Source organism: Haloarcula sp. Atlit-120R (assembly GCF_003665885.1).
GTDB lineage: Archaea > Halobacteriota > Halobacteria > Halobacteriales > Haloarculaceae > Haloarcula > Haloarcula taiwanensis.
The window spans coordinates 586,213-609,613 of record NZ_QPLN01000001.1 but is presented as its reverse complement, the minus strand read 5'-3'; the positions used below and the strand labels follow the sequence as shown (position 1 = coordinate 609,613).

Sequence of the window (23,401 nt, the reverse complement as noted above, 5' to 3'; positions counted from 1 at the left end):
GTCCGGACAGCCGCGGTGGCGCTCGAAGCCGGGACAGTCAGGCGACCGCCCGTCGTTCGTCGAATAAGTATCTCTTTTGCGGCAATTTCTATGCGTACTTGGCCTATACCATTCTATAACTCGGTGATATGGTTGTATTCATTCTTAAATAGAATTTATTAGGTTCAAAACACCCTATCTACTTCTATATACATAGTAAAGCGCAGGATATGGAGTCATTCGTCCAGAGAACCTCTATCGGAATGGGGAATATGCCCGTCGAACGGCCGGGGTGCGCGCCGACTGTTACCGCTTGAGCAGACTCACCGCGAGAACGACGAAGTACGTCGCCAGTCCCCAGCACGCCGCGGCGACGACGACCGGACCCAGCAGCACCGCGAGGCCGGCGGCACACACCAGGAGCGCGACCGCCGACGCCGTCCGCACGCCGCGGCGCTCCCACAGCGACGCGGCGGGTGTGTCCAGAAGAAACAGCGCCTCGACGCCCAGTGCACCGGCCACGCCGACCACGACGGCGACCCCGGACTGGAGCGTCTCGACCGCGGCGGTCCAGCGCAGATACGCGAGGAGCACGAGCCCACAGAGCAGGGCGAACGCGGCGTCGCGTCGGTACTCGGGCACAGGGGCGGTACAGGCCCCACTCGGAAAGCGCTGCTGCCGGGGAACTTCTCGGCGACCCCAACTACAAAGACACTGACAATCGCAGTGCACCTATGCACCATCCTGGACCGCCGCGGTTCGTGTCGACGGGCGACGAGGTCGAACTCGCGCCCCGGGACCCGGACCCGACGGCGGACTACAGTTGGCACGTCGCGCGTGCGCCGGTACAGTCCACTGCCACCCTCGGCGACGACCCGGTCGAACACTTCGTCCCCGACACGCCGGGCAGGTACACCGTCCGCCTCACCGCGCCGGACGGCAAGCACGACCTCACCGTCCGCGCGTTTCCGGGGGGGCTCGAATCCAGCGGGTCACACACTTCGGGGCGCTCCGGTCGTTCCGGTGGGGAACGCGGGGGCGTCTCCAGCGGGCAAAGCGGCTCCGGCGGCGACGACGAGTACACGCTGGCAGATGACAGTAGCGACGGCGGCGGTGGCGGCGGCCGCCCGCGCCTGACCCTGCGGCCGGCCATCGAGGGTGACGAGGCCGTCGTCCGCGCGGACCGAAGCCCCCACCCGGAGGGGAGCGAGGCGGCCGCCGACCTCGCCGTCGAGTATCTGTTCGACGACCGCGACGACATCGACGCCGACGCGGTGACCCGGGACGGGACAGCCCTCCGGATCCCGCTGGACGCGCTCCCGGAGCGTGCCCGCATCCACGCCGTCGCGGTCGGGGACCACGGCTACAGCGTGCCCGACGCCGTCGAATTTACGCGCACCGCTGACGGCGTCGAGACGGTGGCCAGCGGGGCCGGCGTCGCCGCCACGCGCCCGTACGACGCGCCCGAGTGGGCCGAGGACGCGGTCATCTACGAGATTTACGTCCGCACGTTCGCCGGGGACAGCGACGACTCGCCGTTCGATGCCATCGTCGACCGACTGGACTACCTCGACTCCCTGGGCGTCGACGTGCTCTGGCTCACGCCGGTCCTGCAGAACGACCACGCGCCCCACGGCTACAACATCACGGACTTCTTCGCTATCGCGTCGGACCTCGGCACCCGCGCGGACTACGAGCGGTTCGTCGAGGCGGCCCATGACCGCGGGTTCAAGATACTGTTCGACCTCGTCTGTAACCACTCGGCGCGGACTCACCCCTACTTCGAGGCCGCCCGCGACGACCCAGACAGCGAGTACCGCGACTGGTACGAGTGGCGCACCGACACCGAACCGGAGACGTACTTCGAGTGGGAACACATCGCGAACTTCAACTTCGATCACCTGCCGGTCCGCCGGCACCTGCTCGATGCGGTCGCCCAGTGGGCCGACCTGGTCGACGGGTTCCGCTGTGACATGGCCTGGGCCGTCCCGAACAGCTTCTGGCGCGAGATCCACGACTACTGCAAGGACCGCGACAGCGAGTTCCTGCTACTGGACGAGACAATCCCGTACATCCCCGACTTCCAGGCCGGGCTGTTCGATATGCACTTCGACTCGACGACATACGCCGCGCTCCGGCAAGTCGGGGGCGGCGGCGACGCCGAGGCCGTCCTCGGTGCCATCGAGGGGCGGGCGGAGATCGGCTTCCCGGAGCACGCGTCGTTCATGCTGTACGCTGAGAACCACGACGAGACGCGCTACGTCGTCGACTACGGGCGCGACGCCGCCGAGGCCGCCGCGGGCGCGCTGTTCACGCTTCCGGGCGCGCCGCTACTCTACGCCGGTCAGGAGTTCGGCCAGCGCGGCCGTCGCGACGACCTCGCGTGGGACCACGCCGACGAGGCGCTCCAGTCGTTCGTCAGCGACCTTGCGGCAGCCAGACACGACCAGCCAGCACTGTCGGCCGACGCGGACCTGCTCCGCATCCCGTACGAGGTCCGAGACGGGCCGTCTGACCGTGTCGTCGCGTACGCACGGGCGACTGCCGAGGACGCAGCCGTTGTGGTACTCAACTTCAGCAGCGAGCCGACGACGGTTGAGCTGCCGGCCGTGACCGCCGACACCGACCTTGTGTCCGGGGAGCACCGCGGCGGTGCTGGTGACGGGAACGCGACCGTTACAGTCGATAGCGTGGGTGTGTTCCCGGCCGCCGGGAGCGACCTGCGCCAGTAATTCGCGCGGTCGGGTCCGTTCAACGATAGCGGCTCCGCCCTCCCGGGATATGCGGTCGTGGCCTCGAAGTATCACTAATTTGTCCGAACCACAGGAGTTTATAGAGATTGGTCTGCTTTGATGTGTATGCGGCTTTCGACAGCGCTCAACGAATACAAGCGGACTCGTCACGAGCGCTTTCCAGAGGAGCGCAGGACTGTTTCAGGCTCTTTCTCGGGGCACGGTGATCGACTCGTACACGTCGGCGAAGACGGAACACTGCAGGACTACTCCGATTCGCTCTCCGGGCTCTCCGGCATCGATCGCTCCCGACTCGGGGTTATGCTTGGAGACGAAACACGGTGGTTCAGCGACCTAGAGACCATCAGACAGCACTACTACCGCGAGACGCGGCTCGTCGAGACCGAGTACGACGCGGGGTCGTTCACCGTCCACCAGTACGACCTGACGCTTGGACGGGCACACGTCACACACGTCGCGATGCGCGGGGCGGTTCCACAGAACGCCAAGCTCGTGGCGTTCGTCACACTGGCCCCCGAAAACAGCGACAGCGGCGTCGGCTCGCTGATTCACGAAGACGCCGGGCCCGACAACTCGCGGGTACTGGAAGTGTACCACCGGCGGGAGCACGATTACCTTGCTTCGTCGACCGGGCTAGACGCCGTCGCCGGACAGCGACCGGAACGGCTCGCAGAGATACTTTCGGATAGCCCGGTCGAGTTCCCGCGGTCGGAGCCGGTCGAACGGCGCGACCAGACCCGGCTCACCGGCGATTTCCTCGTGACCGCGCCGCTTGACCGGTCCGGGCGCAGCAAGGACACGACGCTCGTCAGTCAACTCTCGAACCACGACGAGGTCGACCGGGAAACGGCGCTTCTGGACCTCGCCGACTGCGTGACAGCGCACACGACCTCCGACGACCTCCGGCAGGCCGGGCGGGAGCGAACACGCATCGACGTGTCCGAATCAATGACACGCTCAGACTCGATACGCATGGACCTGCGGGTGCTCGACCTGCTGTCCTCGCCGACCGGCGGTCGCATCGCCGCCCCGGAGTTCGACCCCTTCTACTCGAACTCCGGCGGCTACGGCTACGTCTGGTTCCGCGACGACGCCTCCGTCTCCCGGCATCTGCTCGAAGCCGGGTCCCGACTCGAAATAGACACTGTCGAGATGTTGCTTGAGAGCGCTGAGTTCCTCTGTAACAGCCAGCTCCCTGACGGCCGGTGGCCCCACCGCGTCTGGGCCGACACGGGGGATATCGCCCCGGGCTGGGCCAACGCTCGGGTCGAACACAACGCCGAATCGCCGGAGTATCAGGCCGACCAGACCGCGACCGTCACCGCCTTCCTCGCGACGTTGCTGCGAACGCATCGCAGCAAGATGGACGCCGAGTTGACAGCGACAGTTCGAGGGACTATCGAGGCGGCCGTTGACACGCTCATCGAAGACATCGCGGCCAACGGCCTCCCCGAGCCGTGTCAGAACGTCTGGGAGGACTCCATCGGCCAGTTCACACATACTACTGCGACGTTCATCGAGGCCTTCGCCGCGGTGGGCCGCGCTCCGATGCCCGAGTCGGTTTGCGAGCGGAGCTTGGCGGCAGCCGACAGGCTGCTGGATGGGCTCGATACGCTCTGGGACAGTGATCTGGGCGTGTACGTGATCGGGCTGACAAACGGGACCCCGGACCACCGTATCGACGCTGCGGGACTCCACCTCGCGGACGCGCTGCAGGAGTACGACAACGTCGAGTCGACGACGCTCTCCGACCAGCACCTCACCCGTCTGGCGGACCACGTGAGCACGACGCTCGACACGCTCTTCCGGAACCCCACCGAGAGCCGGGTCGCGGGACTGGCCCGCTACGAGGGTGACCGCTGGCGGACCGGCCATCAGGACAGCGAGAAGATCTGGACGGTTACGACGGCGATGGGGGCACTCGCTGCCGCTCGCGTGGGCGATATGCTGAACGACCGCGACGAGCGTGGCGACGCGTACCTCGACCGCGCGAGCGACCTGTACGAGCTACTCGAAGAGGACGGGCCGCTCACGACCGACGCCGGCTACCTCGCCGAGCAGGCCTTCGACGACGGCGACCTCGACAGCGCGACGCCGCTTGGCTGGTCGCATGCGTTGCGGCTTCACGCGACTGCACGCCTGGGTGAACTGAACGCACTCCCGACGACCTCAGCCGGAACTGAGGGGCCGAGCGAGCGACCGACCTGGACGACCGGGGAGAAGTACGGCGTCGGCACCGTCGCCGACCACGACGAGCAGGACCCCTCGCGCGTCTGGTTCACGCTCACCGAGGGCGCGCTGACGGAGGCCCGCTACCCGCAGGTCGACCTCATGAATCTGCGGACGCTCGATTTCCTGGTTCGGTGTACGGACGAGACGGACTACGCCGTCCGGACCCACCGGGAGAACCGCCGGACCGACGACAGCGTCAGGCGGCGCGTCGAGCCCGTCGACGACGAGGCGCTCCTCTATCGCCACGTCTTCACCGAGACCGGTGACGGCCGGGGCCACGAGTGGACGCTGACCGTCGACTACGCGACTGACCCCGAGCACGACGCCATCGTCGCCGACGTGTCCTTCAGCGCCGAGGACGGCAAATCATACGACGTGTTCTCGGTCGCGGACATCGCGCTCACCAGCACGGTCACCGAGGACCGCGCTATCAGATACGGCCAGCCCGGGAGCTACCACCTCGTCGGCCGGAACCCCCGCGCATACACCGACCAGACGGACAACGACCTGCTCGTCGACGAGAACGGCGACGCCTACTCCATCGCCGTGGCGATGGCTGCGGCCGGACGCTTCGACTGGGCCACCGTCGGTGCGGCCGGCAGCGACCGTCTCGACGGGCTGTACTCGGACGGCGACCTCCCGGACCCGGTCGAGTCGATCGACGGGACGAACCTCGTCCTCATCGGTCGGCTGGATTCGGGAACGAGAGTCAGCGACACGGTCGCGCTCGGCTTCGCGCGACAGGCTGACACCGCTGCCGCGCTGGGCGAAGCCGACGGCGCGCTCGACCGCGGCTACGAGACGGTCCGTGCCGAGTATGCCGACAGCTGGGCCGATTTCCTCTCGGACAAGCAACTCCCGGACTCGGTTGCTGACGACGAAGCGCTGGCGAACCAGTACAGAACCGCGCTGATGACGCTGCTGGCCGTCGAGGACAAGACCTACCACGGGGCCTCTATCGCCTCGCCGTCCGTGCCGTGGGGCGAGGCCGTCCACGCCGAGGAGCCCAAGGGCTACGGCTACAACTTCGTCTGGTCGCGGGACCTCTATCAGGTGTTCAGCGTCTTCGACGCCATCGGGTCGCTGGACATCGCCACCGACCAACTGGAGTACATCTACGAGTACCAGCAGGACGAGGCTGGCTTCATCCCGCAGAACACCTACGTCAACGGGACGACCCGCTGGGGCGGCGAGCAGATGGACAACATCTCGTTCCCGCAGGTGATGGCCTATCGGCTCGCCGAGAGCGGCGTCGACTTCGAGGACGTTGAGTACAGCTACGAGAACGTCCGGCGGTCGGCTGAGTACGTCGTCCGCCACGGCCCCGAGACCGCACAGGAGCGCTGGGAGGAGGAGGCCGGCTTCTCGCCGTCCTCGATTGCGGCCGAAATCGCGGGGCTTGCGTGTGCGGCGAAGCTCGCGCTCGACACCGGCCACGAGGCCGACGCGCTCGTCTGGCTGGCGCTGGCCGACCAGTGGGCGAACAACGTCGAGGCCTGGACCGCGACCGAGACCGGGACCGAGCGCCACACCAACACGCCCTACTACACGCGAATAACGCTCGATGGCAACCCCGAGATGGGGCACCTCCGCACGCTCGCCAACGACGGTCCGACGCTGGACGAACGCAACATCATCGACGGTGGCTTCCTCGAACTCGTCCGGCTGGGTATCAAGCCCGACGACGACGAGACCATCCGGAACTCGCTCGTCGAGGTCGACGACACCATCAGCGTCGACACGGAGCACGCACCCGGGTTCTACCGGTACAACGGCGACGGCTACGGCGAGCGTGGTCGGGACGACCAGGGCGCACCGTGGACGGTCGAACACAAGGGGAAGGGCCGCCTCTGGCCGCTGCTCACCGGCGAGCGCGCCGAGTACGAACTCCACCGCGACGACCCGGACATCCCGCCCGAGAACTGTCTTCGGATGATGCAGGACGTGGCGAACTCGGGCCGGATGATCGCCGAGCAGATATGGGACCGTGGCCACGCGACCGAGTACGACTGGGAGTTCGCCGAAGGGACCGGCTCGGCGACGCCGTTGGCGTGGTCGATGGCCCAGTACGTGCGGTTAGCCCACGGCATCAGCGCCGGTAAACCGGTCGAGACGCCCGCGTTCGTTGACGACCGCTACCGGGAGCGACGGGCCCACACTCCTGATCGCAGCCCCGCGCTCCGCGTCGATACGCAGTTCCGCGGGAACGAACTGGTCGTCTCCGGCGAGACCACTGGTGTCTGTGTCGTCGTCAAAACGCCCGCCGACATCACGTACATCTCCGTCGATGACCGCGAATTCGAGGTTGCAGTCGATGTCGACCCCGGTGAGAATCAAGTGATTGTTGCCGCCGCAGACGACGAAGACCTGGTCACTGCCGGGACAACTGTCTGGCAGCTTAACCTGTAGAATCCCTCATAAGTGAGAACCACTTTATAATTCGCCTCTGACTGTGGGATATGGACGCGATTGTTCTAGCTGGCGGCTACGCCACACGGCTGTGGCCGATCACGCGGCGTCGACCGAAGATGCTACTCCCGGTTGGTGAGACGACCGTCATCGACGGTGTCTTGCAGTCGCTCGAAGCTGACGACCGTATCGGGACGACGTATCTGAGTACGAATGAGGCCTTCGCCGACGAGTTCGAAGCCCACATCGACGAGAGGGGCTACGAAAAGGTCCAACTCTCCGTCGAGAGCACGGAAGACGAAGACGAGAAGTTCGGCGTCGTCGGCGCGCTCGCGCAACTGATCGAGCGCGAGGGCATCGACGACGACCTGTTCATCATCGGCGGCGACAACCTCATCGGCTTCGACCCCTCGGAGTTCCTCGACTTCTTCGAGGACCGCGACGGGCCGGCACTCGCTGCTTACGACGTGGGTTCGCGGGAGAAAGCCAAGTCATACGGGCTCGTCGAACTCGACGGCGAACGCGTCGTCGACTTCCAGGAGAAGCCTGACAACCCCAAGAGCACGCTTGTATCGATTGCCTGCTACGCCTTCCCGGCCGACTCGCTCCGCTTCGAGGAGTACCTCTCTGGCGACAACAACCCCGACGAACCGGGCTGGTACATCGACTGGCTGCAACAGCAGGAACCGGTGTCCGCGTTCACGTTTGACGATGTCTGGTTCGACATCGGGACACCTGAGTCGTATTTCGAGACCGTCGAGTGGAAACTCGACGGCGGGTCGCTCATCCACCCCGACGCGACCGTCGAGAACTCTGAGATTGGGACCACTGTCCACGTGATGGCCGGGGCGGAAGTGACTGACAGCAGCCTCGACCGGACCATCGTCTTCCCCGACGCCGAGGTCAACGACTGCGACCTCGACGAGACGATTCTCGGTGAGGATGTCACCGTTGAGGGGTACAACATGTCGGGGTCGCTCATCATCAACCGCTGATGGCTCGCGACGACGGGTCCACTGTTCGAATGCAGGACTCACGACGGGCCACCGCCAGTCACTGTACCGCTGGCGAAGGACTAAGTGACAGAGCATCATTTACTCGCGGTAGGCGAGCTATCTGATAACATGGCACAAACAGAAACGGAGCCAGTCTCGTTTGAGATGACAATCGACGATGGCCGGACCAGAATCGACGTCTCGGGCGACCGCGACACGGCCGTCGTGGTCCGCTCGAAATCGGGCGAAAAAATATACCTGCCGCCGGAGGATTTCGACCGCCCCCCGGAGGACAGGCAGACACCGTACGACAGTCCCTACCAGTCGGCTGACGGGACCGCCGATAGTCCGTACCGGACGCAAACGGACACAACGTCCGTGACAGGGTTGGAGCCGACCGCCGACGGCTACCTGATCGTCCACCCGGAACCGGTCACGGACGTTCGCTTTCTCCGGTGAGCGCGGCCGGTCAGGCCTCGTTTAGAACCTCGTGGTAGAACTCGACGTGTTCGTCAGCGACTTCGCCCCAGGTTCGGACGTCGTACTCGATGGGCGTCGACAGCGATAGGGCGTGTTCGATCCCCTCGGCGATGGAGTCCGAATCGGGTTCGACCTCGATGACACAGTCCTCGTTGAGGAGCTCTGCGGCTCCGCTCTCGCAGGCGACGACGCGCGTCCCGACCGACAGCGCTTCGACGATGGTGATTCCGAACGGCTCTGCAAGTGACGGTGAGACGAACAGGTCCGCGCTGTTGTAGTAGTCCCCGAGCTCTGACTGTGGGAGATACCCCGGGAAGTAGACACGGTCTTCGATTCCCAGTAGCTCCGCGAACCGTTCGAGCTGTTCGGTGAGGTGCCCTGAGCCGCCGAGTACGAGGCTCACGTCGTCCCGGCCGAGCTTCGAGAGCGCGTACAGCAGGTACGACAGCCCCTTCTGGTCGGTGTGTCGCCCGACGAAAAACAGCATCTTCCCGTCGATACCGAGTTCCGCCTTGATGTCCCGGCCCGTCGGCTCTACCGACGAGAACCCGTTGTAGATGACTGTCGAGTCGGCGTCGTACTGCTCACGGATCCGGCGTTGCGTGAACTTACTCACCGCGAGTAGGTGGTCCGTTCGGTTCGCGACCCGCTGTTCCGTCTCGACTTCCCGCTGTGGCGGCGTCACGTTACGGTCCGCTGACAGCGAGTGGAACGTCGAGATCCACTCGACATCGTGGGCCGATTTGGCCCGCGACCCGGGATTGTAACCGAACCAGTCGTTCGTGTGGATGATGTCCGCGTCGGCCGCTTCGTCGGCGAACTCTCCAGCTAGCCGGCCAATACGGGTGATGATGTCGCCGCTGCCTGTCGGCACGCCGTGGATGCCGTCGCGGTCCGGCGGCGCGTACTCCGCGGGCAACACCAGCTCGAACTCGATGTCGTCTCTCGGTTCGAGCTGTTCGAACAGCTCCCCGATAGCGGTATCAAGCCCGCCGGTGATGTTGGGTGGGAACCCCCAGCCAAGCATCAGAACGTTCGGTGGCATCTCTGTAACTGACTCTCTCGTCATAGCATCAAATGGATACAATATATATGTTTGCGTGCGCCCCGTTTCCGCGTCTGTAAGCAGACACGCTGGCAGTCAACAACCCCGCCCATTGAAATGCCTGTCAGGGCAACAGGTGCGTATGCAATTCGAACGGCAGAGTGGCGTGTTTCTCCATCTGACGTCGCTCCCGGGGCCACACGGTATCGGTGACCTCGGTTCCGGCGCGCGGGCGTTCGTCGACTTCCTCGACCGGGCGGACCAGTCGCTGTGGCAGTTCTGCCCCCTCGGTCCCACGGCGAGCATCCACGGGAACTCCCCGTACCAGTCGTCGTCCGCCTTCGCCGGCAACCCGCTGCTCATCGACCTCCGTGACCTCGTCGACCGCGGCTATCTCACCGCGGACGAGGTCGAACCGCCGGGTGACTTCTCGCAACAGCAGGTCAACTACGACCGCGTGACCGAGTTTACGGAGCGCCGGCTCCGGACCGCCTACGAGAACTTCGACGAGAGCGCGGCCGAAGCCGACCGGAACGCTTTCGCCGAGTTCTGTGACCGCGAGGCCGGCTGGGTCGACGACTATGCGCTGTTTACGGCGCTGAAAACCGAGTTCGACGATGCCGGCTGGATGGACTGGCCGGACGACATCAGAACGCGCGAGCCAGCGGCCATGGAGCGATATCAGGAGGAACTGGCCGACGACATCCGCTACCACAAGTTCGTTCAGTGGTGCTTCGACAGCCAGTGGGAGGCGCTGGCCGAGTACGCGGCCGAGCGGGACATCGGTCTGGTTGGCGACCTCCCCATCTACGTGGGCCTCGACTCGGCGGATGTCTGGGCATATCCCGAGGTGTTCCGACTCGACGACGACCACTACCCCGCGGAGGTGGCCGGCGTCCCGCCGAACCCGGGCGACGACGGCCAGCGGTGGGGGAACCCGGTGTACGACTGGGAGACACTCCGTGCGAACGACTACGGCTGGTGGGTTGACCGGTTCGAGCGGCTGTTCGACCTTGTCGACATCGCCCGCATCGACCACTTCAAAGGCTTCGACGAGTTCTGGTCGATTCCGGCCGAGGCGGACGACCCGGCCGCCGGCCAGTGGCGCGACGGCCCCGGGGCGCACTTCTTCGAGACGGTCAGAGACCGACTCGGCGAACTCCCGTTTTTCGTCGAGGACCTGGGCTTTCTCGACGAGAGCATCGTCGCGCTCCGGGACCAGTTCGGCTTCCCCGGGATGCGCGTGCCGCAGTACGCCGACTGGTGCGAGGAGGGGCATATGTACCAGCCGATGCACTACCCGGAGTCGGCCGTCGGCTACACGTCGACCCACGACACCGACACTATCGTCGGCTACTACCGCGGGCTTTCCGACCGCCAGCGCGACTGCCTCCACTACAACCTCGGCACTGATGGAGACGAAATCAACTGGGATCTCATCGAGGCGGTGTGGAACTCGAACGCGGTTGTCGCGATGACGACCATGCAGGACCTGCTCGGTCTCGGTAGTGACGCCCGATTCAACGTCCCCGGCACGGCAACCGGGAACTGGCAGTGGCGGGTGACCGATGCGGCGCTCGACGCTGATGTTGCTGAGCGACTTCGCAGGGTCACCGACAGGACGATCCGTTGAACAGCTTCAGAACTGCAGGATACCGTCTTCAGTGACGACCGTATCGAGCAGGCGGGTCGGCGTCGCGTCGTAGCCCGGATTGCCGATATCGAACCCCTCCGGCGGTTCGAGCATCACGTCCGACCCCTGCCGGAACGTGTTCCGGAAGCTGAAGCCGCTCCCGATGAACTTCGACGATGTCCCGACGACGGTCACGGGAACGTCAAGCTCGTTGGCCGTCGCGGCCAGCGGCAACGTCCCGATACGGTTGTACACCACGTCGTCGATGAGGCAGTTCATGCCGACGAAGACGCGGTCGGCCTCCGAGAGGTAGTGGCCCGTCGCACCGTCGACGATAAGCGTCACGTCGGCCCCGTCCCGGTCGGCCAGCTGACGGGCGGTTCGACGGCCCAGGAAATGCGGCCGGGACTCGCCCGCGTACAGGTGGAACTCCTTGCCGTCGTCCAGCGCTGTCATGAGCGTCGCCATCACTGTCGAGGAGTTCTCGTGTGTCACCAGCACGTCGCCGTCGTCGATGAGCGTCGCCGCCCGTTCTGCCGCACGGTCCTTGCTGGTCTCGATTTCCGTGACGACATCGTCGATTGTGTCACGCAGTCGTTCCTTGGCCGCCGGGACCGAGTCGAGGTCGGCGTCTTTCAGATCCGTCACGATGCGTTGCTGTGTCGTGTACAGCGGTGCATGCGAGCGGTTCGCCCGCTGGAGTGCGCTGCTGTTGCGCTCGACGACACGGAGAAAGTCCTCGACCGTGTGGCACTCGCGGTCTGTCAGTTCCCGGAGCGCGTTGGCAGCTTTCACGGCGGCAATCGAGGAGCTCTGTGTCTCCATCTCCTTGATCTGCCGCACGGTCTCGTTTATCATGAGTGCACGTGCGGCTGCCACCCTTATAACGGTACAGTCGGCTGACACCCCTCGCTTCCGGTTTGAATCAGGGCATGATGGACGGTTACGTCGACCCGACCACGTCTTGGTCAGTCGGGCCCTGACCGTCGAACTCGGCCACGAGCGCGTCCAGTTGTTTCGGGTCGTCGACGCCCGGGAGCGTCTGGTCCGCAGTCCGACAGGCAGCGTCAACGCCGAGGTTGTCACAGACGCGGTCGGCGGTCACCTCGGCCATCTGCCGATAGGTGGTCAGCTTGCCGCCGACGATACTCGCCATGTTGTCGACGCCGTCGTCGGCATGGTCGAGCAGGAAGAAGCCCCGCGAGATACCGCGGCCGCGCTCCGCCTCGTCTGGCGCGTACAGCGGTCGGACGCCCCACCAGGTCCGGACCTCGGGTGCGTCTGCAACTGGCGGCAGCATCGCCGCACACTCTTCGATGCTCTCCTCGATCTCCCACTGCTCCGTCTCGTACTCGTCCGGGTCGCGGACGGGCACGCTCGTCGTTCCGAGGACGGCCTCGTTCTCGTGTGGCACGACGATGTCGCCGTCGTCGGGGTCCCGACAGCGGTTGAGTACCGGCCCGAGGGCGTCGTACTCGACTGAGACCATCACCCCTCGCGTCGGTTGCATCTCGACGTTGAGGCCGGCCATCGCGGCAAACTCGCCAGCCCAGGCCCCGGTCGCATTGACGACGTAGTCGGCCTCGATACTGTCGTCGGCTGTCCCGCCGACCTGCACGCCGACCACGTGCCCGTTCTCGACGAGGACGTCTTCGACGGGTGCGTGTGGGTGTATCGTTGCACCGTGGTCGCGCGCGTCTGCGGCGTTTGCGGCGACGAGCCGCGACGGATAAATGACGGCGTCCGGGACTTCGAACGCGCGCTCAACGTCGGGCGCGAGGTCAGGCACTCGCTCGCGGGCCGCATCGGCGTCCAGCGTCTCGACGGGGATACCGACCTCCGCACAGGCCGCCCGCTTGGCCTCGAAGTAGTCGGGGTCGTCCGCGGCGAGCTGGACGAACAACCCGCCGGTGTCACGGATGCAGGCTCCGGCGATCTCCTTGAGTATCCGGTTTTCGGCGATGCACTCCTCGGCACCGACCCGGTCGGCCTCGGCGTAGCGGGCTCCGCTGTGTAACAGTCCGTGCGAGCGCCCGGAGGTACCGCTTGTCAGCCCGTTGCGCTCGACGAGCGTCACGTCGACGCCACGGAGTGCGAGGTCACGAGCGACGCCAGCGCCGGTCGCGCCACCACCGACGACGAGGACATCCGTCTCAATTGCCATGTGTGTGGTTAGGGAGGGCGACGTAAGGTTCCTCCGACACCGGGCGTTTCGGCGACTGTACGTCCCGTTTCAGCACGCGGAAATCGCACAGACGACGGCAACGAACGCGATGTGGTAGTGCGGTCAGTTAGCACCTGACAGCTGGCTTCGGCGGCCAGTACTGCGTGTGTCAACTACACCGGAGGCGGCGTTTCGATCCGACCGTCGCGACATCGTTCGACAAGTGCGGTGGCCGTCTCAGATATCCTGGCCGGTCGGCCTGATCAGGAGTTCGTTCACGTCCACGCGGGCGGGCTGGCTCGTCGCGTACACGATGCCGCGAGCGATATCGTCGGGGTGGAGCATCGGAAGATCCATCTCCGCGAACCGCTCAAGCACCTGCTCGTCCGGGACGTGTGTCGCGAGTTCCGTATCGACGGCACCCGGTTCGATAACCGTCGTCCGGATGCCCTGTGTCGTCACTTCCTGCCGGACTGCCTCAGTGAACGCGTTCACCCCGAACTTCGTCGCGTTGTAGCCGCTCGAATCGGCCGACGCACGGCGTCCCGCGACGGAGGAGACGTTGACGATGTGGCCGCTTTCCTGCTCTTGCATGACCGGGAGCACCGCGTGGGTGAGGTTCATCAGCCCGAGCAGGTTCACCTCGACCATCTGCCTGAGGTTCGCCCGGTCTGCCCGTTCCAGCGGTTCGAGCAGCATCACGCCGGCGTTGTTGACGAGGATGTCGATGCGACCGTACTCGTCGGTCGTCGCCTCGACCAGCGAGTCGATGTCGTCTTCCTCGGTAACGTCCGTCGGTACAACAAGCGCCTCCCCACCGGATGACTCGATCCGGTCCGCGAGCGCTTCCAGTTCGTCAGCGCGTCGAGCGGCGAGTGCGACACTCGCGCCCGCATCAGCGAGCGCCTCGGCAGTTGCCTCACCGATTCCCGATGAAGCCCCGGTGACAATCGCAACGTCGCCTGCAAGTCGCTGTGTGTTCTGGTCGTCTGTCTCAGATTTATCTGTCATCGTCGTCCCGTAGGTGCGACGGCCACGAGCGTGCTTCGCTTACTGATAAGCCCGTTTATGTGGCGACAGGGGCGGTGCGGTCGAACAGGGGAACGGCTACTGCGTGAGCGCGTTCCGGAACTGGTCGGGGCCGACCGTCGAACTGATGAGCTGTTTTTCGGCTCGGCGCAAGAGATCAGACGCCGCGGCGGCTGACACATCGAGTTTGTCGGCGAGTTCCGCCGTCGAGCACCGACGTGGCGAATCGTAATACCCCGCAGAGAGGGCGACGGATATCGCTCGATACTGCCTGTCAGTGAGTCCAAACTGGTCGCGCTCGCCGGGGTTCTCGGGGTCTGAAGCGATGTTCAGCAGTTCGAGCGGGATGTCGTTGACCGCACACCGGTCCTGTAGCGCACTGAACGCGTCGTAGTCGGAGAACACCTTCTGTTCACGTATCCCCTCGCCGGTGACCGTCGCGTCCATCGCAACGCCCTCGAACTCCGCCGGGTCGTGAGATGCAACAAGACTCGACGCGTTGTCGACGACAATCTTGTAGAACCAGCCGTTGGCCGTCTGTCCAATCTCCGCCGCATCAGTGATCTGTGGCTGGGCGTCCAGTTCTCGTTCAAACGCGTCGCGGGAGTCAGCGTCGACGCTAACCGTCAGCAGCAGCTTTCCGTCTTCGAGGCCGACGGCGTTCGAAATCGAAAGTTCGCCGCTCGGAACCGAGTCCGCCACGCCGACCAGCGGAAGGGTTTCGTCGGCGAGGAGGATTTCAGCAACGATAGCCATAGCGTCCCATCGGATTCGACGTATATAGTCGCCAGCATCGCGAGTACAGGCACGCGCTGCCAGCACTGCTCCGGGTTCACAGGCCCTCAGTCAGAACTGGATGCCGCCTCACCTCCCAGCAACTGTCGTAGCTGTTCGATCAGGCCGCTCCCACTGGAGTATCCGCGGTATACCCGCACGGAATCGAAGCCGGCGTAGCCGTGGTGCCCGGATTCGTCCCGCTCCCAGTACAACCACGCTGTCTCCTCTCCGCCGTCGAGCCCCATCTCATCGACCGGGAACGTGAGAACGAGCGACGACTGGTCGTCCGTAGCCTCGTCTTCTGGTTCCGTGATCTCGCCATCATCGATGGGTCGAGCACCCCCGCCGTCTTCCAGTGCGAGACGCGAGCCGAACCGATAGCGCACAGCCCGCTCAGTGGGATCGAACGTCTCACTGTCTCCATCGCTGTTGATAAACTCCGACTGCTTGACCGCGACGGTGACGGCTTCGTGGTCCGATAGGTCGATGAAGTTCTCCGCGTTCTCGGGCTGAATCTCGATTGCGATCTCGACCGGGAAATGGGCCGCCGCGACGCCGCTCAGGCTCGGAACCGCTGCTGCGGTCGCCCCCGCACCAAGTGTGCCTTTGAGTATCCGTCGTCGTGTGGCGGTTGTCGACTCTGTGCTCTCACCGTTCGGTGCCGGCTGCGTTTGTTTCATACAAATGACCTGATCCGTGGGCACGGTTATGATAATTCTGGTGCATATCACGAAAATACACATTCAAATCGACAGCACGCCTGCAAGACTGCGTCTATCACCCAACACCAACGATTATTCGACAGTATCAGACGGCCCTACCCTGTCGAGATTATGTAATGTTGAGAAACCACTCTCCTCGGATCTCCGCTACCCCTCATATACTCTTTTCTAGCCTTTATATTTTAATTAAATTCCGAAAAAGCAAGTCTACAAGTTTAAGTACAATAGCTGGGCTAAAACTGCGTATGACCGCACAGGCTGCCGCGGAGACCGCGCCGGAGGTCCCCGCACCGACGCCACCGGATGACGCCGACGCCTGGTACGCGCCGGACGTTCGTGAGCAAGACGAGGTGTATCCGGGCGTCGTCGTGACCGTTCGACGGGGAGCAAATGGGTTCCGGTACGACGTCCGTGATCCCGTGCTCTCAGCGTCAGAAGCTGACGCACTGTCGACTGTCGAGGCGCACTTCGCAGGTGCGAATATCGAGCGGCCACGGACGCGTGAGGGGGCGGTAGAGCGAATGAACGGAGGGTTCGATGCGAAACACCGCCGGGTCATCGACCGATTGATCGACGCGTCCCCAGCAAGTCGTCGCCGAATCGAGTACCACGCGCTCTCGTCGCTGGCGTGTTTCGACGAGCTGACTCCGTACGCGCTGGATTCCCGTATCGACGTCGCTGACGTGACTGACGACGGTGTCGTCGTCCATACCGATGATTACGCCCCGGCCGAGACCGACCTCGGAGCGGACCCGGCGTATCTCAATCGGTTCGCGAGCGAGCGTGTCGAGCGCCACACTGTCCGATTCCAAGGGTTCGAGATTCCTGTCGTCGTCTATCGCGAGCACCTCCTCGGCGCGGACCCGTTCACGACGAAGTACGCGGTTAGAGAGCCGGACCTGCTCCCCGGCGACGAACAACTCATCGAGGTGTGCAAGGAGCGCGTCTGGGAGACCGGCGTCGACGGCGTCGTTCAGGACCGTGTCGAGTTCGTGCGGGAGCGTGCCCGCTCGCTCTTGGCCCGGCAGCTAACCGTCCGCAACACGACCGAGTGGGTCGACGCCGCCCGCTACCGGCTGCGGTCGGCGCTGGCCGAACTCGACCTCGCCGTGCCGCCGGTCGACCACCGGTTCGCCGACGACCGCCTCGACGACCTGCTGTACTACGTGCTTCGGGACCTCGTCGGCTACGGCAAGCTCACCGTTCCCATCCGGGACCATACGCTGGAGGATATCGAGGCCAACCGGGTCGACGAGCGCGTGAAGGTCCTCCCACGCGCCGATCTCGGCCACGACGGCCGGGTACCGACCAATCTCGCCTTCGACTCCGAGGCGGCCTTCGTCAACGTCGTCACGCAGTTGGCCGCTGATGACGGTGTTGAACTCAACGCCTCGAATCCGAGCGCGAAAGTCAATATCGACCCTGATGGGGACGGTCTCCACGACACCGACGACACCATCCGCTGTGCCGTGGCTCTGCCGACTATCAGCGAAGGCGGTCCCCACATCTCTATTCGAAAACAGTCGGGCGATGCGATGACCCCGGTCGATCTGGTCCAGCGTGATTCGCTGCCGACGGAACTGGTCGCGCTGCTGTGGCTCCTGTATGAATCCCACGGCGTCGTCCTCTTCTCGGGGCCAACCGGGGCCGGCAAAACGACCCTCATGAACGCCCATATGCCCTTTATCCCGTATCGGGACCGCCCCATCAGTATCGACGAAGGGTCGCGTGAGGTCCGGATTCCCCACGAGACAGGCGTTTCGCTCACCACTCGGGACCACGAGCGGGACCACCGCCGCGTGACGATGGCCGATCTGATGACACAGTGCAATTATCTGAACCCAGATGTCGAGGTCATCGCCGAAATCAACACGGCCGCGTCGTTCGAGACCTTCGCTGAGACGCTCAACACAGGTCACGGCGTTATCGGGACGACCCACGCTGACGACATTGAGTCGCTGGTCAACCGCGTTATCGAGAAGGGCGTGCCGACCTATCTGCTCGAAGAGATAGATCTCGTCGTATTCCCTCGGCACGTCGATGGGGAGCGCTACGTCGGTGACGTCGTCGAGTTCGTTGACGACCCGTCCGTCGCCGAAGGTGGGAACGACCGGAGTGGGACGATACACAAGGACGGGACGACAATCCACTGGAACAGCGTCTGCTGGCGGCGGCCCGACGGGACCTTCGAATTCGGCTATGACCACCCGCAATTCGGCGATGACCGGCGGCAGGTCGACACTGGTATCTTCGACCGGCTCTCGGACCTCCGTGACAAACCGGTCTCAGCCGTCGAGGACGCGTTTCACCGTCGTCACCGGTACGTCCAGTACCTCGTTCAGGAGGGCCTGACTGACTTCGACGACCTGTTCAGCGTGCTAGCCGACCTAGAGACGAACGAGGCAGCGACCGTCGAGCGACTGCGGCGACAGACTGGTACCCCAAACAATCCGCACCTGGAGGTCGGTACGGGTGACGACTGAGGGCGGCGAGACACTCGGTTTGCTCGACCGGGGTCTGTACGCCCTGTTCGCCCACCACGCCGAGGATGACAGCCACGCAAGCACGCGTGACCGCTACCGGGCCGCCTATCCAAGTGCTGGCTTCGGCGTCTACGTTGCCAGGGTGTACGGACTCTCGTGGCTGGCACTCGTTGTGGGCGTTATCGGCACCGCCACGGTAGCGATGCTCGTGCCGCCGGGGACTTTCGATTCGTTCGTCGCGGTGCTCCAGCAGAGCCTCCCGGTCATCAACCGGCTGGCGCTACCAGAAGTCCCTCGGCTTCTCGTGGCCACTATCCTCGGAGCGGTCGCTGGCCTCACGCTCAAACGGGGCGTGTTCGTCGCCGGCAACCGGTATCTCTCGTGGGTCGCAAACGCGCGGCGTGCGGACATCGCAGCCACGCTCCCCGGCGCCGTCCGATACCTCAGAGTCCTCGCGTCCGGAACCCACGACCGGCGAGAGATGCTCCGCGCCGTTGCCGAACAGGACGCCTACGGCGAGACAGCGGTCGCCTTCCGACGTGCGCTTAACCAAGGCATCCTCACCGGGAGTCTCGACACTGGTATTGAGCGGGTCGCCAGCGAGACACCTTCGCGAGACCTGCTGGCCCCGTTTCTGCTCAAATTCCGCGAACATGCGAATCAGAGCGCCGAGGCGCTGGAGGGATATCTGGAGATGGAGGGGCGCTTGCTCTCGCACGAGCAGAGTCGACAACACGAGCGGGCGACTGGTTATCTCGAACTGCTCGCGGAACTGTTCGTAGTGTTGCTGGTGTTGCCTGCGCTCGTGGTGCTCATCGTCACTGTGATGGGTATTCTCGCGCCCGGCCTCTCCGAGCCTGTTGCGACGCCGCTGGGCGAAACGACCGTTCGCGCGATCGTCGTCTACGGGAGCGCGGCGTTCGTGATGGCTGCCGGGTTGCTGGCGGCGTTTGTCGTTACGACGCTCCGTCCGCGGAACACGGCCGCTCCGAGCTATGGCCTGCCGGATGGCCCTGTCGCAATCCTCATGACGATTCCCTCGAACCCAGCAAGTGCACTCCTCGCCTGCGTGCCGTTGGGCGTGGTCGTCGCCGCGGGTCTCTGGTCACTGGGCTACCGTCCGGTCAACGTCGCGCTCCTTTCGTATACCACCGTCGGCGTCCCCGTCGGTTTGGTAACGGTCCGTCGGGCCAGAGCGGACGACGCGAAGGACCGGGAGATACAGGACTTTGTTCACGCCGTCGCCGGCCACGTCGCGCTGGGCCGCCCGTTCCCAGAGGCGGTCCGACGTGTCGCCGACGACGTGGAACTCGGCGCGCTCGCCAGCGATGTCCAGTCGCTCGCGTTCACACTGTCGCTGGGTGATAGCCCCGGCGACGCCGCGGCCGACCGCCGGGCCGCGGCGCTGGACCACTTCGTCGATCGCGTCGGTACGCCGATGGCCGAACAGACCATCGGGCTGGTCGTCGGTGCGCTGGATACGGGAAGCGATGCGGAGGACGTGTTCGAGACGCTCCAGACAGAGATCGGTCAACTCTACCATCTGCGGAAATCCATCCGATCAGCCCTGCTCGTCTACGTTGCGGTCGGTTGGACGACGGCGCTGCTCGTCATCGGCATTACCGTCGCTGTCAACGTCTACGTCCTCGATAGCTTCGCACAACTGTCGTCGGTCTCTGGCGGTGCGAACATCGCCTTCGACCCGAGCGCGATCAAACCCGTCCGGGAGCAACACCGGTTCTACGTCGTCACGCAGGCGACGATGCTGGCCTGTGGTTGGTTCGCCGGCACGGCGAGCCGCGGCGCCTACGAAGCGCTGTTGCACTCCTCGGGGCTGGTGCTCGTCGCATACGTTGTCTTCGCGGGGGCTGGTCTGATTTGAAGCGCGATACCGACGCCCAGTCACACGTTGTCGGCGTGGTGTTGCTGCTGGGGCTGACCGTCGTCGCGCTCGGTGGGCTGACGGCCGTCGTCGGGACTGTCGTCGACGGCCACACCGCAACCGCCAACGAGGCCCGCGTCGCTAACATGTTCGAAACGTCGTTCCGACCAGTGGAGCAGACGGGCCACCAGACGGCCCGTGTTCGGTTTACTGAAGGGCGGCTGACTACAGTCGAACGAGAGCTCCGAGTCCGCAACGACTCCGGCGTCCAGCGAACGGTCCCCGTCGACGCAGTGATCTACGATTCCGGCGACGACCGTGTCCGTTTTCTCGCCGGGAGTGTTGTTCGCGGGACCGCGGGGAACGCGTGGCTCGAAACGGACCCGCCGGTGACGGCGACGCGGGACGACACAGCGGTCATCGTCGGCGCACCGATTGTCAACGCCAGCGGTGGCACGGTGTCTGGCACCGGCGGTGTGTCCGCTGGTATCCGCCAGAACGTCAGCCACGAACGCGAACAACTCCCGCCTGACAACTACAGCGTGGCTATCGAGACGGCGACTCCACGGCCGTTCACCGACTACTTCCAGCGTGTCGGTGCAACCACGCGAGTCAGGGACATCGACGGCGATGGCGTCCAGAGCGTCGTAGCGACGTTCCCAGGCCGCCGGACGCTGTATCTTGTCCGTCACGATATGCGGACGGAGGTGAGCCATGGATAATCGCGCGCTCAGCACGGTCGTCGAGAAACTGCTGAGCATGGGGATTGTGCTGCTGTACATCGGAGTAGTGACGACCACGCTGTACGGCGGCACTGTCCCGGCGTATCAATCCGCCGTCGGGGCGGAACTCGGCGATCGAACGCTCGCCGAAGCGACGGCCCGCGTCGAGCAGGCCATTCCGCCGGAGGCCCGGGCCGTCTCGGCGACTGTTCGGGTATCGCTCCCGAAGACTATCGATGGGGCAGGATACAGTATTCGGACTGATGGAGATACTCTCGTCCTCGACCATCCTAACCCCGAAATCGGCGGCCGAGCACAGCCGGTGTTGCCCGACAGAGTCGATACCCTCGAAGGTGAATGGCAGGCGGGCAGTCCGACTGTGGTCGTTGTCTCTGGAACCACGGGGAGCGTGACGGTGACACTGGAGGCGGAGCGATGACCGTGTCGAACCATCGTTCTGACGCCACCATGCGTGCCCAGACGTCGCTCCCAGCGCTTGGTATCGCGCTCGTGCTCCTGACTGTTGTCACTGGTCTGGGTGTCGCGATGGCCGATACCGCGATTACCGGTGCGGATAGGACCCCCGACGAGCGACGGGTCGCTGCCGCAATTGCTGACCGACTCGTCGCGGTGGACGGGCCGCTGGCCGCCCGGAGCAACGTCCTCAATCAATCTCGGGTAGACGACTTCGACCAGGCGGCGCTGGAGCGGAGCGCACCGCCGGCCAGTGAGTATGCGGTCAGCGTCGAGTTGGCTGACGAGGAAATCGTACGCAGTGGCACAGTTTACAGCGGGACACAAATCACCCGTCTCGTCGTGGTCGAGTCTCGGGAACCACGGACACTCTCACCCGACTTGGCGACGACCGACGCGGTGACGCTCCCTCGCCGGAGCGCACAGGCCACCGTAACTATCGACCCGCCGGCGGGCACGACTGTCTGGACGGTCCGCGCTAACGACCGGGTCGTCCTGCACAACCGGAGCGGGCTGGACGGCAGCTACGCGGTCCCGCTGGTGCCCTACGAGACGACGGCGCTGCGCTTCCAGCGGGCCGGCCAGCTCGAACCAGGCAACGTGACCATAGAGTACGACGCCCCGCGGTCGACGAAAGAGACGCTGGTGGTGACCGTCGATGTCTAGAGCGCAACTGCCGCTGTCGCTCGTGGAAGTTGCCCTCGGCACAGTGTTGATTCTCAGCGTCGCGCTCGGGTTCGCCCTGGGGACGCCAGCGCCGGACCGACAGGGGCCGCAACTTGATGCGTACGCTTCGGACACGGCGGCCATTCTTGCTACTGACCCGCCGCGACACGGCGGTGCGACGCGACTGCAGGAGGTCGTGTCTAGTCCGACTGCGTTCGACCGCGAACGGAGCGCGCTTTCGAACCGGGTCACACGCATCCTGCCCGACAACGTCCTCTTCCGGGTCGAAACACCGCACGGTGCGGTCGGAACACCGACGCCTCAGGGCGTCAGCACCGGGACTGCAACTGTGCCGACGGGACACGGGAGTGTCCGGATCACCGTGTGGTACGCGTGACCCGGCGCGGACAGCTCGTGCTCGTTGCGGCCACGGTCATCGCCGTAGCGCTCGTCCCAATTGTGCTCGCCTCGCTCCAACTGAGCTATCACGATGACGTTCGGGCGACGGCCGACTACGATGACGACCCGTCTGCTGACGCGCTTCGAGTCCTTGAGCGAGCCGTGGCAACTGAGAGCACGTCCATCCCGAGCCAATACGCCTGGACCGCGAACGAGTCGGCGGTGACGGCCGTTCGAACCGGACTGGGTCCTCGGCTTGACCGCCTCCAGACATCCCGCATTGAGGACGGTGTCCATTACAATATAACCTACAACGGTACTGCCGCACAGCAGTGGAAAGACGAAAACTGTCCGTCGGGACCGGCCCGCCAGTTCGGGGACTGTACCGCCGACCGCGGCGTCGTCGGGCAGGACCGCGTGGGTCGCACACATGTTCTCGCCGTCAGCTTCGATGTGACGACAACAACCGAGCGTGGCGAAACCACCGTCACCGTGGTCTTGGAAACCAGTGGGAAGTCCTCCCGGTGAGTGCAAATCACACACCGTCGCTCGGCGCG

General features: G+C 64.8%; 19 protein-coding genes. 12 read left to right on the top strand and 7 right to left on the bottom strand.

Annotated elements, in window-relative coordinates; translation table 11 throughout:
• Window positions 1–285: 285 nt before the first annotated feature.
• Window positions 286–621 (bottom strand): hypothetical protein, encoded by a 336-nt coding sequence (locus DVK01_RS03145; protein ID WP_101350854.1) that lies wholly within the window; start codon window positions 619–621, stop codon window positions 286–288.
• 92 nt (window positions 622–713) lie between these two features.
• Between DVK01_RS03145 and malA the strand changes: the two genes are divergently transcribed.
• The 4 genes from malA (at window position 714) to DVK01_RS03125 (ending at window position 8,827) form a co-directional block, all read left to right on the top strand.
• Entirely contained in the window at window positions 714–2,711 is a 1,998-nt protein-coding gene (malA, locus tag DVK01_RS03140; protein ID WP_121535365.1) for an alpha-amylase MalA, read from the top strand.
• 126 nt (window positions 2,712–2,837) lie between these two features.
• Window positions 2,838–7,373, top strand: a complete 4,536-nt coding sequence (locus DVK01_RS03135; protein ID WP_121535363.1) for a glycoside hydrolase family 15 protein — start codon at window positions 2,838–2,840, stop codon at window positions 7,371–7,373.
• Window positions 7,374–7,423: 50 nt separating this feature from the next.
• The gene (locus DVK01_RS03130) at window positions 7,424–8,368 is read left to right on the top strand and encodes a sugar phosphate nucleotidyltransferase (protein ID WP_101350851.1); all 945 of its coding nucleotides are present in this window, start codon (window positions 7,424–7,426) and stop codon (window positions 8,366–8,368) included.
• A 129-nt stretch (window positions 8,369–8,497) separates the two neighbouring features.
• Window positions 8,498–8,827, top strand: a complete 330-nt coding sequence (locus DVK01_RS03125; RefSeq protein ID WP_101350850.1) for a hypothetical protein — start codon at window positions 8,498–8,500, stop codon at window positions 8,825–8,827.
• 10 nt (window positions 8,828–8,837) lie between these two features.
• On the opposite strand, the gene DVK01_RS03120 is transcribed toward DVK01_RS03125, so the two are convergent.
• A complete protein-coding gene (locus tag DVK01_RS03120) occupies window positions 8,838–9,893 on the bottom strand; it encodes a glycosyltransferase family 4 protein (protein WP_101350849.1) in 1,056 nt (351 codons plus the stop codon).
• Between the two features lie 142 nt (window positions 9,894–10,035).
• On the opposite strand from DVK01_RS03120, the gene malQ reads away from it, so the two are divergent.
• Window positions 10,036–11,526 carry a 4-alpha-glucanotransferase gene (malQ, locus tag DVK01_RS03115; protein ID WP_121535361.1) on the top strand — a complete coding sequence of 497 codons (1,491 nt, stop codon included), beginning with the start codon at window positions 10,036–10,038 and terminating at the stop codon, window positions 11,524–11,526.
• Between the two features lie 6 nt (window positions 11,527–11,532).
• Here the strand turns inward: malQ and DVK01_RS03110 are convergent, their stop codons facing one another.
• The 5 genes from DVK01_RS03110 to DVK01_RS03090 all read right to left on the bottom strand — a co-directional run bounded on the left by DVK01_RS03110 (window position 11,533) and on the right by DVK01_RS03090 (window position 16,176).
• On the bottom strand, window positions 11,533–12,384 hold the full coding sequence (locus DVK01_RS03110) for a translation initiation factor eIF-2B (protein WP_101350847.1): 852 nt from the start codon (window positions 12,382–12,384) through the stop codon (window positions 11,533–11,535).
• 85 nt (window positions 12,385–12,469) lie between these two features.
• Window positions 12,470–13,690 (bottom strand): FAD-dependent oxidoreductase, encoded by a 1,221-nt coding sequence (locus DVK01_RS03105; RefSeq protein ID WP_121535359.1) that lies wholly within the window; start codon window positions 13,688–13,690, stop codon window positions 12,470–12,472.
• A 237-nt stretch (window positions 13,691–13,927) separates the two neighbouring features.
• Window positions 13,928–14,701: an SDR family oxidoreductase gene (locus DVK01_RS03100; protein WP_121535357.1), complete on the bottom strand. Its 774-nt coding sequence runs from the start codon at window positions 14,699–14,701 to the stop codon at window positions 13,928–13,930.
• Between the two features lie 96 nt (window positions 14,702–14,797).
• Window positions 14,798–15,475, bottom strand: a complete 678-nt coding sequence (locus DVK01_RS03095; RefSeq protein WP_121535355.1) for a helix-turn-helix domain-containing protein — start codon at window positions 15,473–15,475, stop codon at window positions 14,798–14,800.
• Between the two features lie 86 nt (window positions 15,476–15,561).
• Window positions 15,562–16,176, bottom strand: a complete 615-nt coding sequence (locus DVK01_RS03090; protein WP_233562746.1) for a hypothetical protein — start codon at window positions 16,174–16,176, stop codon at window positions 15,562–15,564.
• A 287-nt stretch (window positions 16,177–16,463) separates the two neighbouring features.
• On the opposite strand from DVK01_RS03090, the gene DVK01_RS03085 reads away from it, so the two are divergent.
• The 7 genes from DVK01_RS03085 to DVK01_RS03055 are packed head-to-tail and all read left to right on the top strand — an operon-like array spanning window position 16,464 to window position 23,372.
• Window positions 16,464–18,701 (top strand): type II/IV secretion system ATPase subunit, encoded by a 2,238-nt coding sequence (locus DVK01_RS03085; RefSeq protein ID WP_121535353.1) that lies wholly within the window; start codon window positions 16,464–16,466, stop codon window positions 18,699–18,701.
• Window positions 18,691–20,583 carry a type II secretion system F family protein gene (locus DVK01_RS03080; RefSeq protein WP_121535351.1) on the top strand — a complete coding sequence of 631 codons (1,893 nt, stop codon included), beginning with the start codon at window positions 18,691–18,693 and terminating at the stop codon, window positions 20,581–20,583. The genes DVK01_RS03085 and DVK01_RS03080 overlap by 11 nt, the downstream gene beginning before the upstream one ends.
• Window positions 20,580–21,305, top strand: a complete 726-nt coding sequence (locus DVK01_RS03075) for a type IV pilin (RefSeq protein ID WP_101350841.1) — start codon at window positions 20,580–20,582, stop codon at window positions 21,303–21,305. Before DVK01_RS03080 ends, DVK01_RS03075 begins: the two co-directional genes overlap by 4 nt.
• On the top strand, window positions 21,298–21,744 hold the full coding sequence (locus DVK01_RS03070) for a hypothetical protein (protein ID WP_101350840.1): 447 nt from the start codon (window positions 21,298–21,300) through the stop codon (window positions 21,742–21,744). The genes DVK01_RS03075 and DVK01_RS03070 overlap by 8 nt, the downstream gene beginning before the upstream one ends.
• Window positions 21,741–22,445 (top strand): hypothetical protein, encoded by a 705-nt coding sequence (locus tag DVK01_RS03065; protein WP_121535349.1) that lies wholly within the window; start codon window positions 21,741–21,743, stop codon window positions 22,443–22,445. The genes DVK01_RS03070 and DVK01_RS03065 overlap by 4 nt, the downstream gene beginning before the upstream one ends.
• Window positions 22,438–22,842, top strand: coding sequence for a hypothetical protein (locus tag DVK01_RS03060; RefSeq protein WP_101350838.1), 405 nt, complete (start codon window positions 22,438–22,440; stop codon window positions 22,840–22,842). Before DVK01_RS03065 ends, DVK01_RS03060 begins: the two co-directional genes overlap by 8 nt.
• Window positions 22,839–23,372, top strand: a complete 534-nt coding sequence (locus DVK01_RS03055) for a hypothetical protein (RefSeq protein ID WP_121535347.1) — start codon at window positions 22,839–22,841, stop codon at window positions 23,370–23,372. The genes DVK01_RS03060 and DVK01_RS03055 overlap by 4 nt, the downstream gene beginning before the upstream one ends.
• The last annotated feature ends 29 nt before the right edge of the window (window positions 23,373–23,401 follow it).

Excerpts from the sequence above, each read along its gene's own strand:
- malA (WP_121535365.1), top strand. The coding sequence starts at position 714 with ATGCACCATCCTGGACCGCCGCGGTTCGTGTCGACGGGCGACGAGGTC.
- DVK01_RS03135 (WP_121535363.1), top strand. The coding sequence starts at position 2,838 with ATGCGGCTTTCGACAGCGCTCAACGAATACAAGCGGACTCGTCACGAG.
- DVK01_RS03130 (WP_101350851.1), top strand. The coding sequence starts at position 7,424 with ATGGACGCGATTGTTCTAGCTGGCGGCTACGCCACACGGCTGTGGCCG.
- DVK01_RS03125 (WP_101350850.1), top strand. The coding sequence starts at position 8,498 with ATGGCACAAACAGAAACGGAGCCAGTCTCGTTTGAGATGACAATCGAC.
- DVK01_RS03120 (WP_101350849.1), bottom strand. The coding sequence starts at position 9,893 with ATGCCACCGAACGTTCTGATGCTTGGCTGGGGGTTCCCACCCAACATC.
- malQ (WP_121535361.1), top strand. The coding sequence starts at position 10,036 with ATGCAATTCGAACGGCAGAGTGGCGTGTTTCTCCATCTGACGTCGCTC.
- DVK01_RS03110 (WP_101350847.1), bottom strand. The coding sequence starts at position 12,384 with ATGATAAACGAGACCGTGCGGCAGATCAAGGAGATGGAGACACAGAGC.
- DVK01_RS03105 (WP_121535359.1), bottom strand. The coding sequence starts at position 13,690 with ATGGCAATTGAGACGGATGTCCTCGTCGTCGGTGGTGGCGCGACCGGC.
- DVK01_RS03100 (WP_121535357.1), bottom strand. The coding sequence starts at position 14,701 with ATGACAGATAAATCTGAGACAGACGACCAGAACACACAGCGACTTGCA.
- DVK01_RS03095 (WP_121535355.1), bottom strand. The coding sequence starts at position 15,475 with ATGGCTATCGTTGCTGAAATCCTCCTCGCCGACGAAACCCTTCCGCTG.
- DVK01_RS03090 (WP_233562746.1), bottom strand. The coding sequence starts at position 16,176 with ATGAAACAAACGCAGCCGGCACCGAACGGTGAGAGCACAGAGTCGACA.
- DVK01_RS03085 (WP_121535353.1), top strand. The coding sequence starts at position 16,464 with ATGACCGCACAGGCTGCCGCGGAGACCGCGCCGGAGGTCCCCGCACCG.
- DVK01_RS03070 (WP_101350840.1), top strand. The coding sequence starts at position 21,298 with ATGGATAATCGCGCGCTCAGCACGGTCGTCGAGAAACTGCTGAGCATG.
- DVK01_RS03065 (WP_121535349.1), top strand. The coding sequence starts at position 21,741 with ATGACCGTGTCGAACCATCGTTCTGACGCCACCATGCGTGCCCAGACG.
- DVK01_RS03060 (WP_101350838.1), top strand. The coding sequence starts at position 22,438 with ATGTCTAGAGCGCAACTGCCGCTGTCGCTCGTGGAAGTTGCCCTCGGC.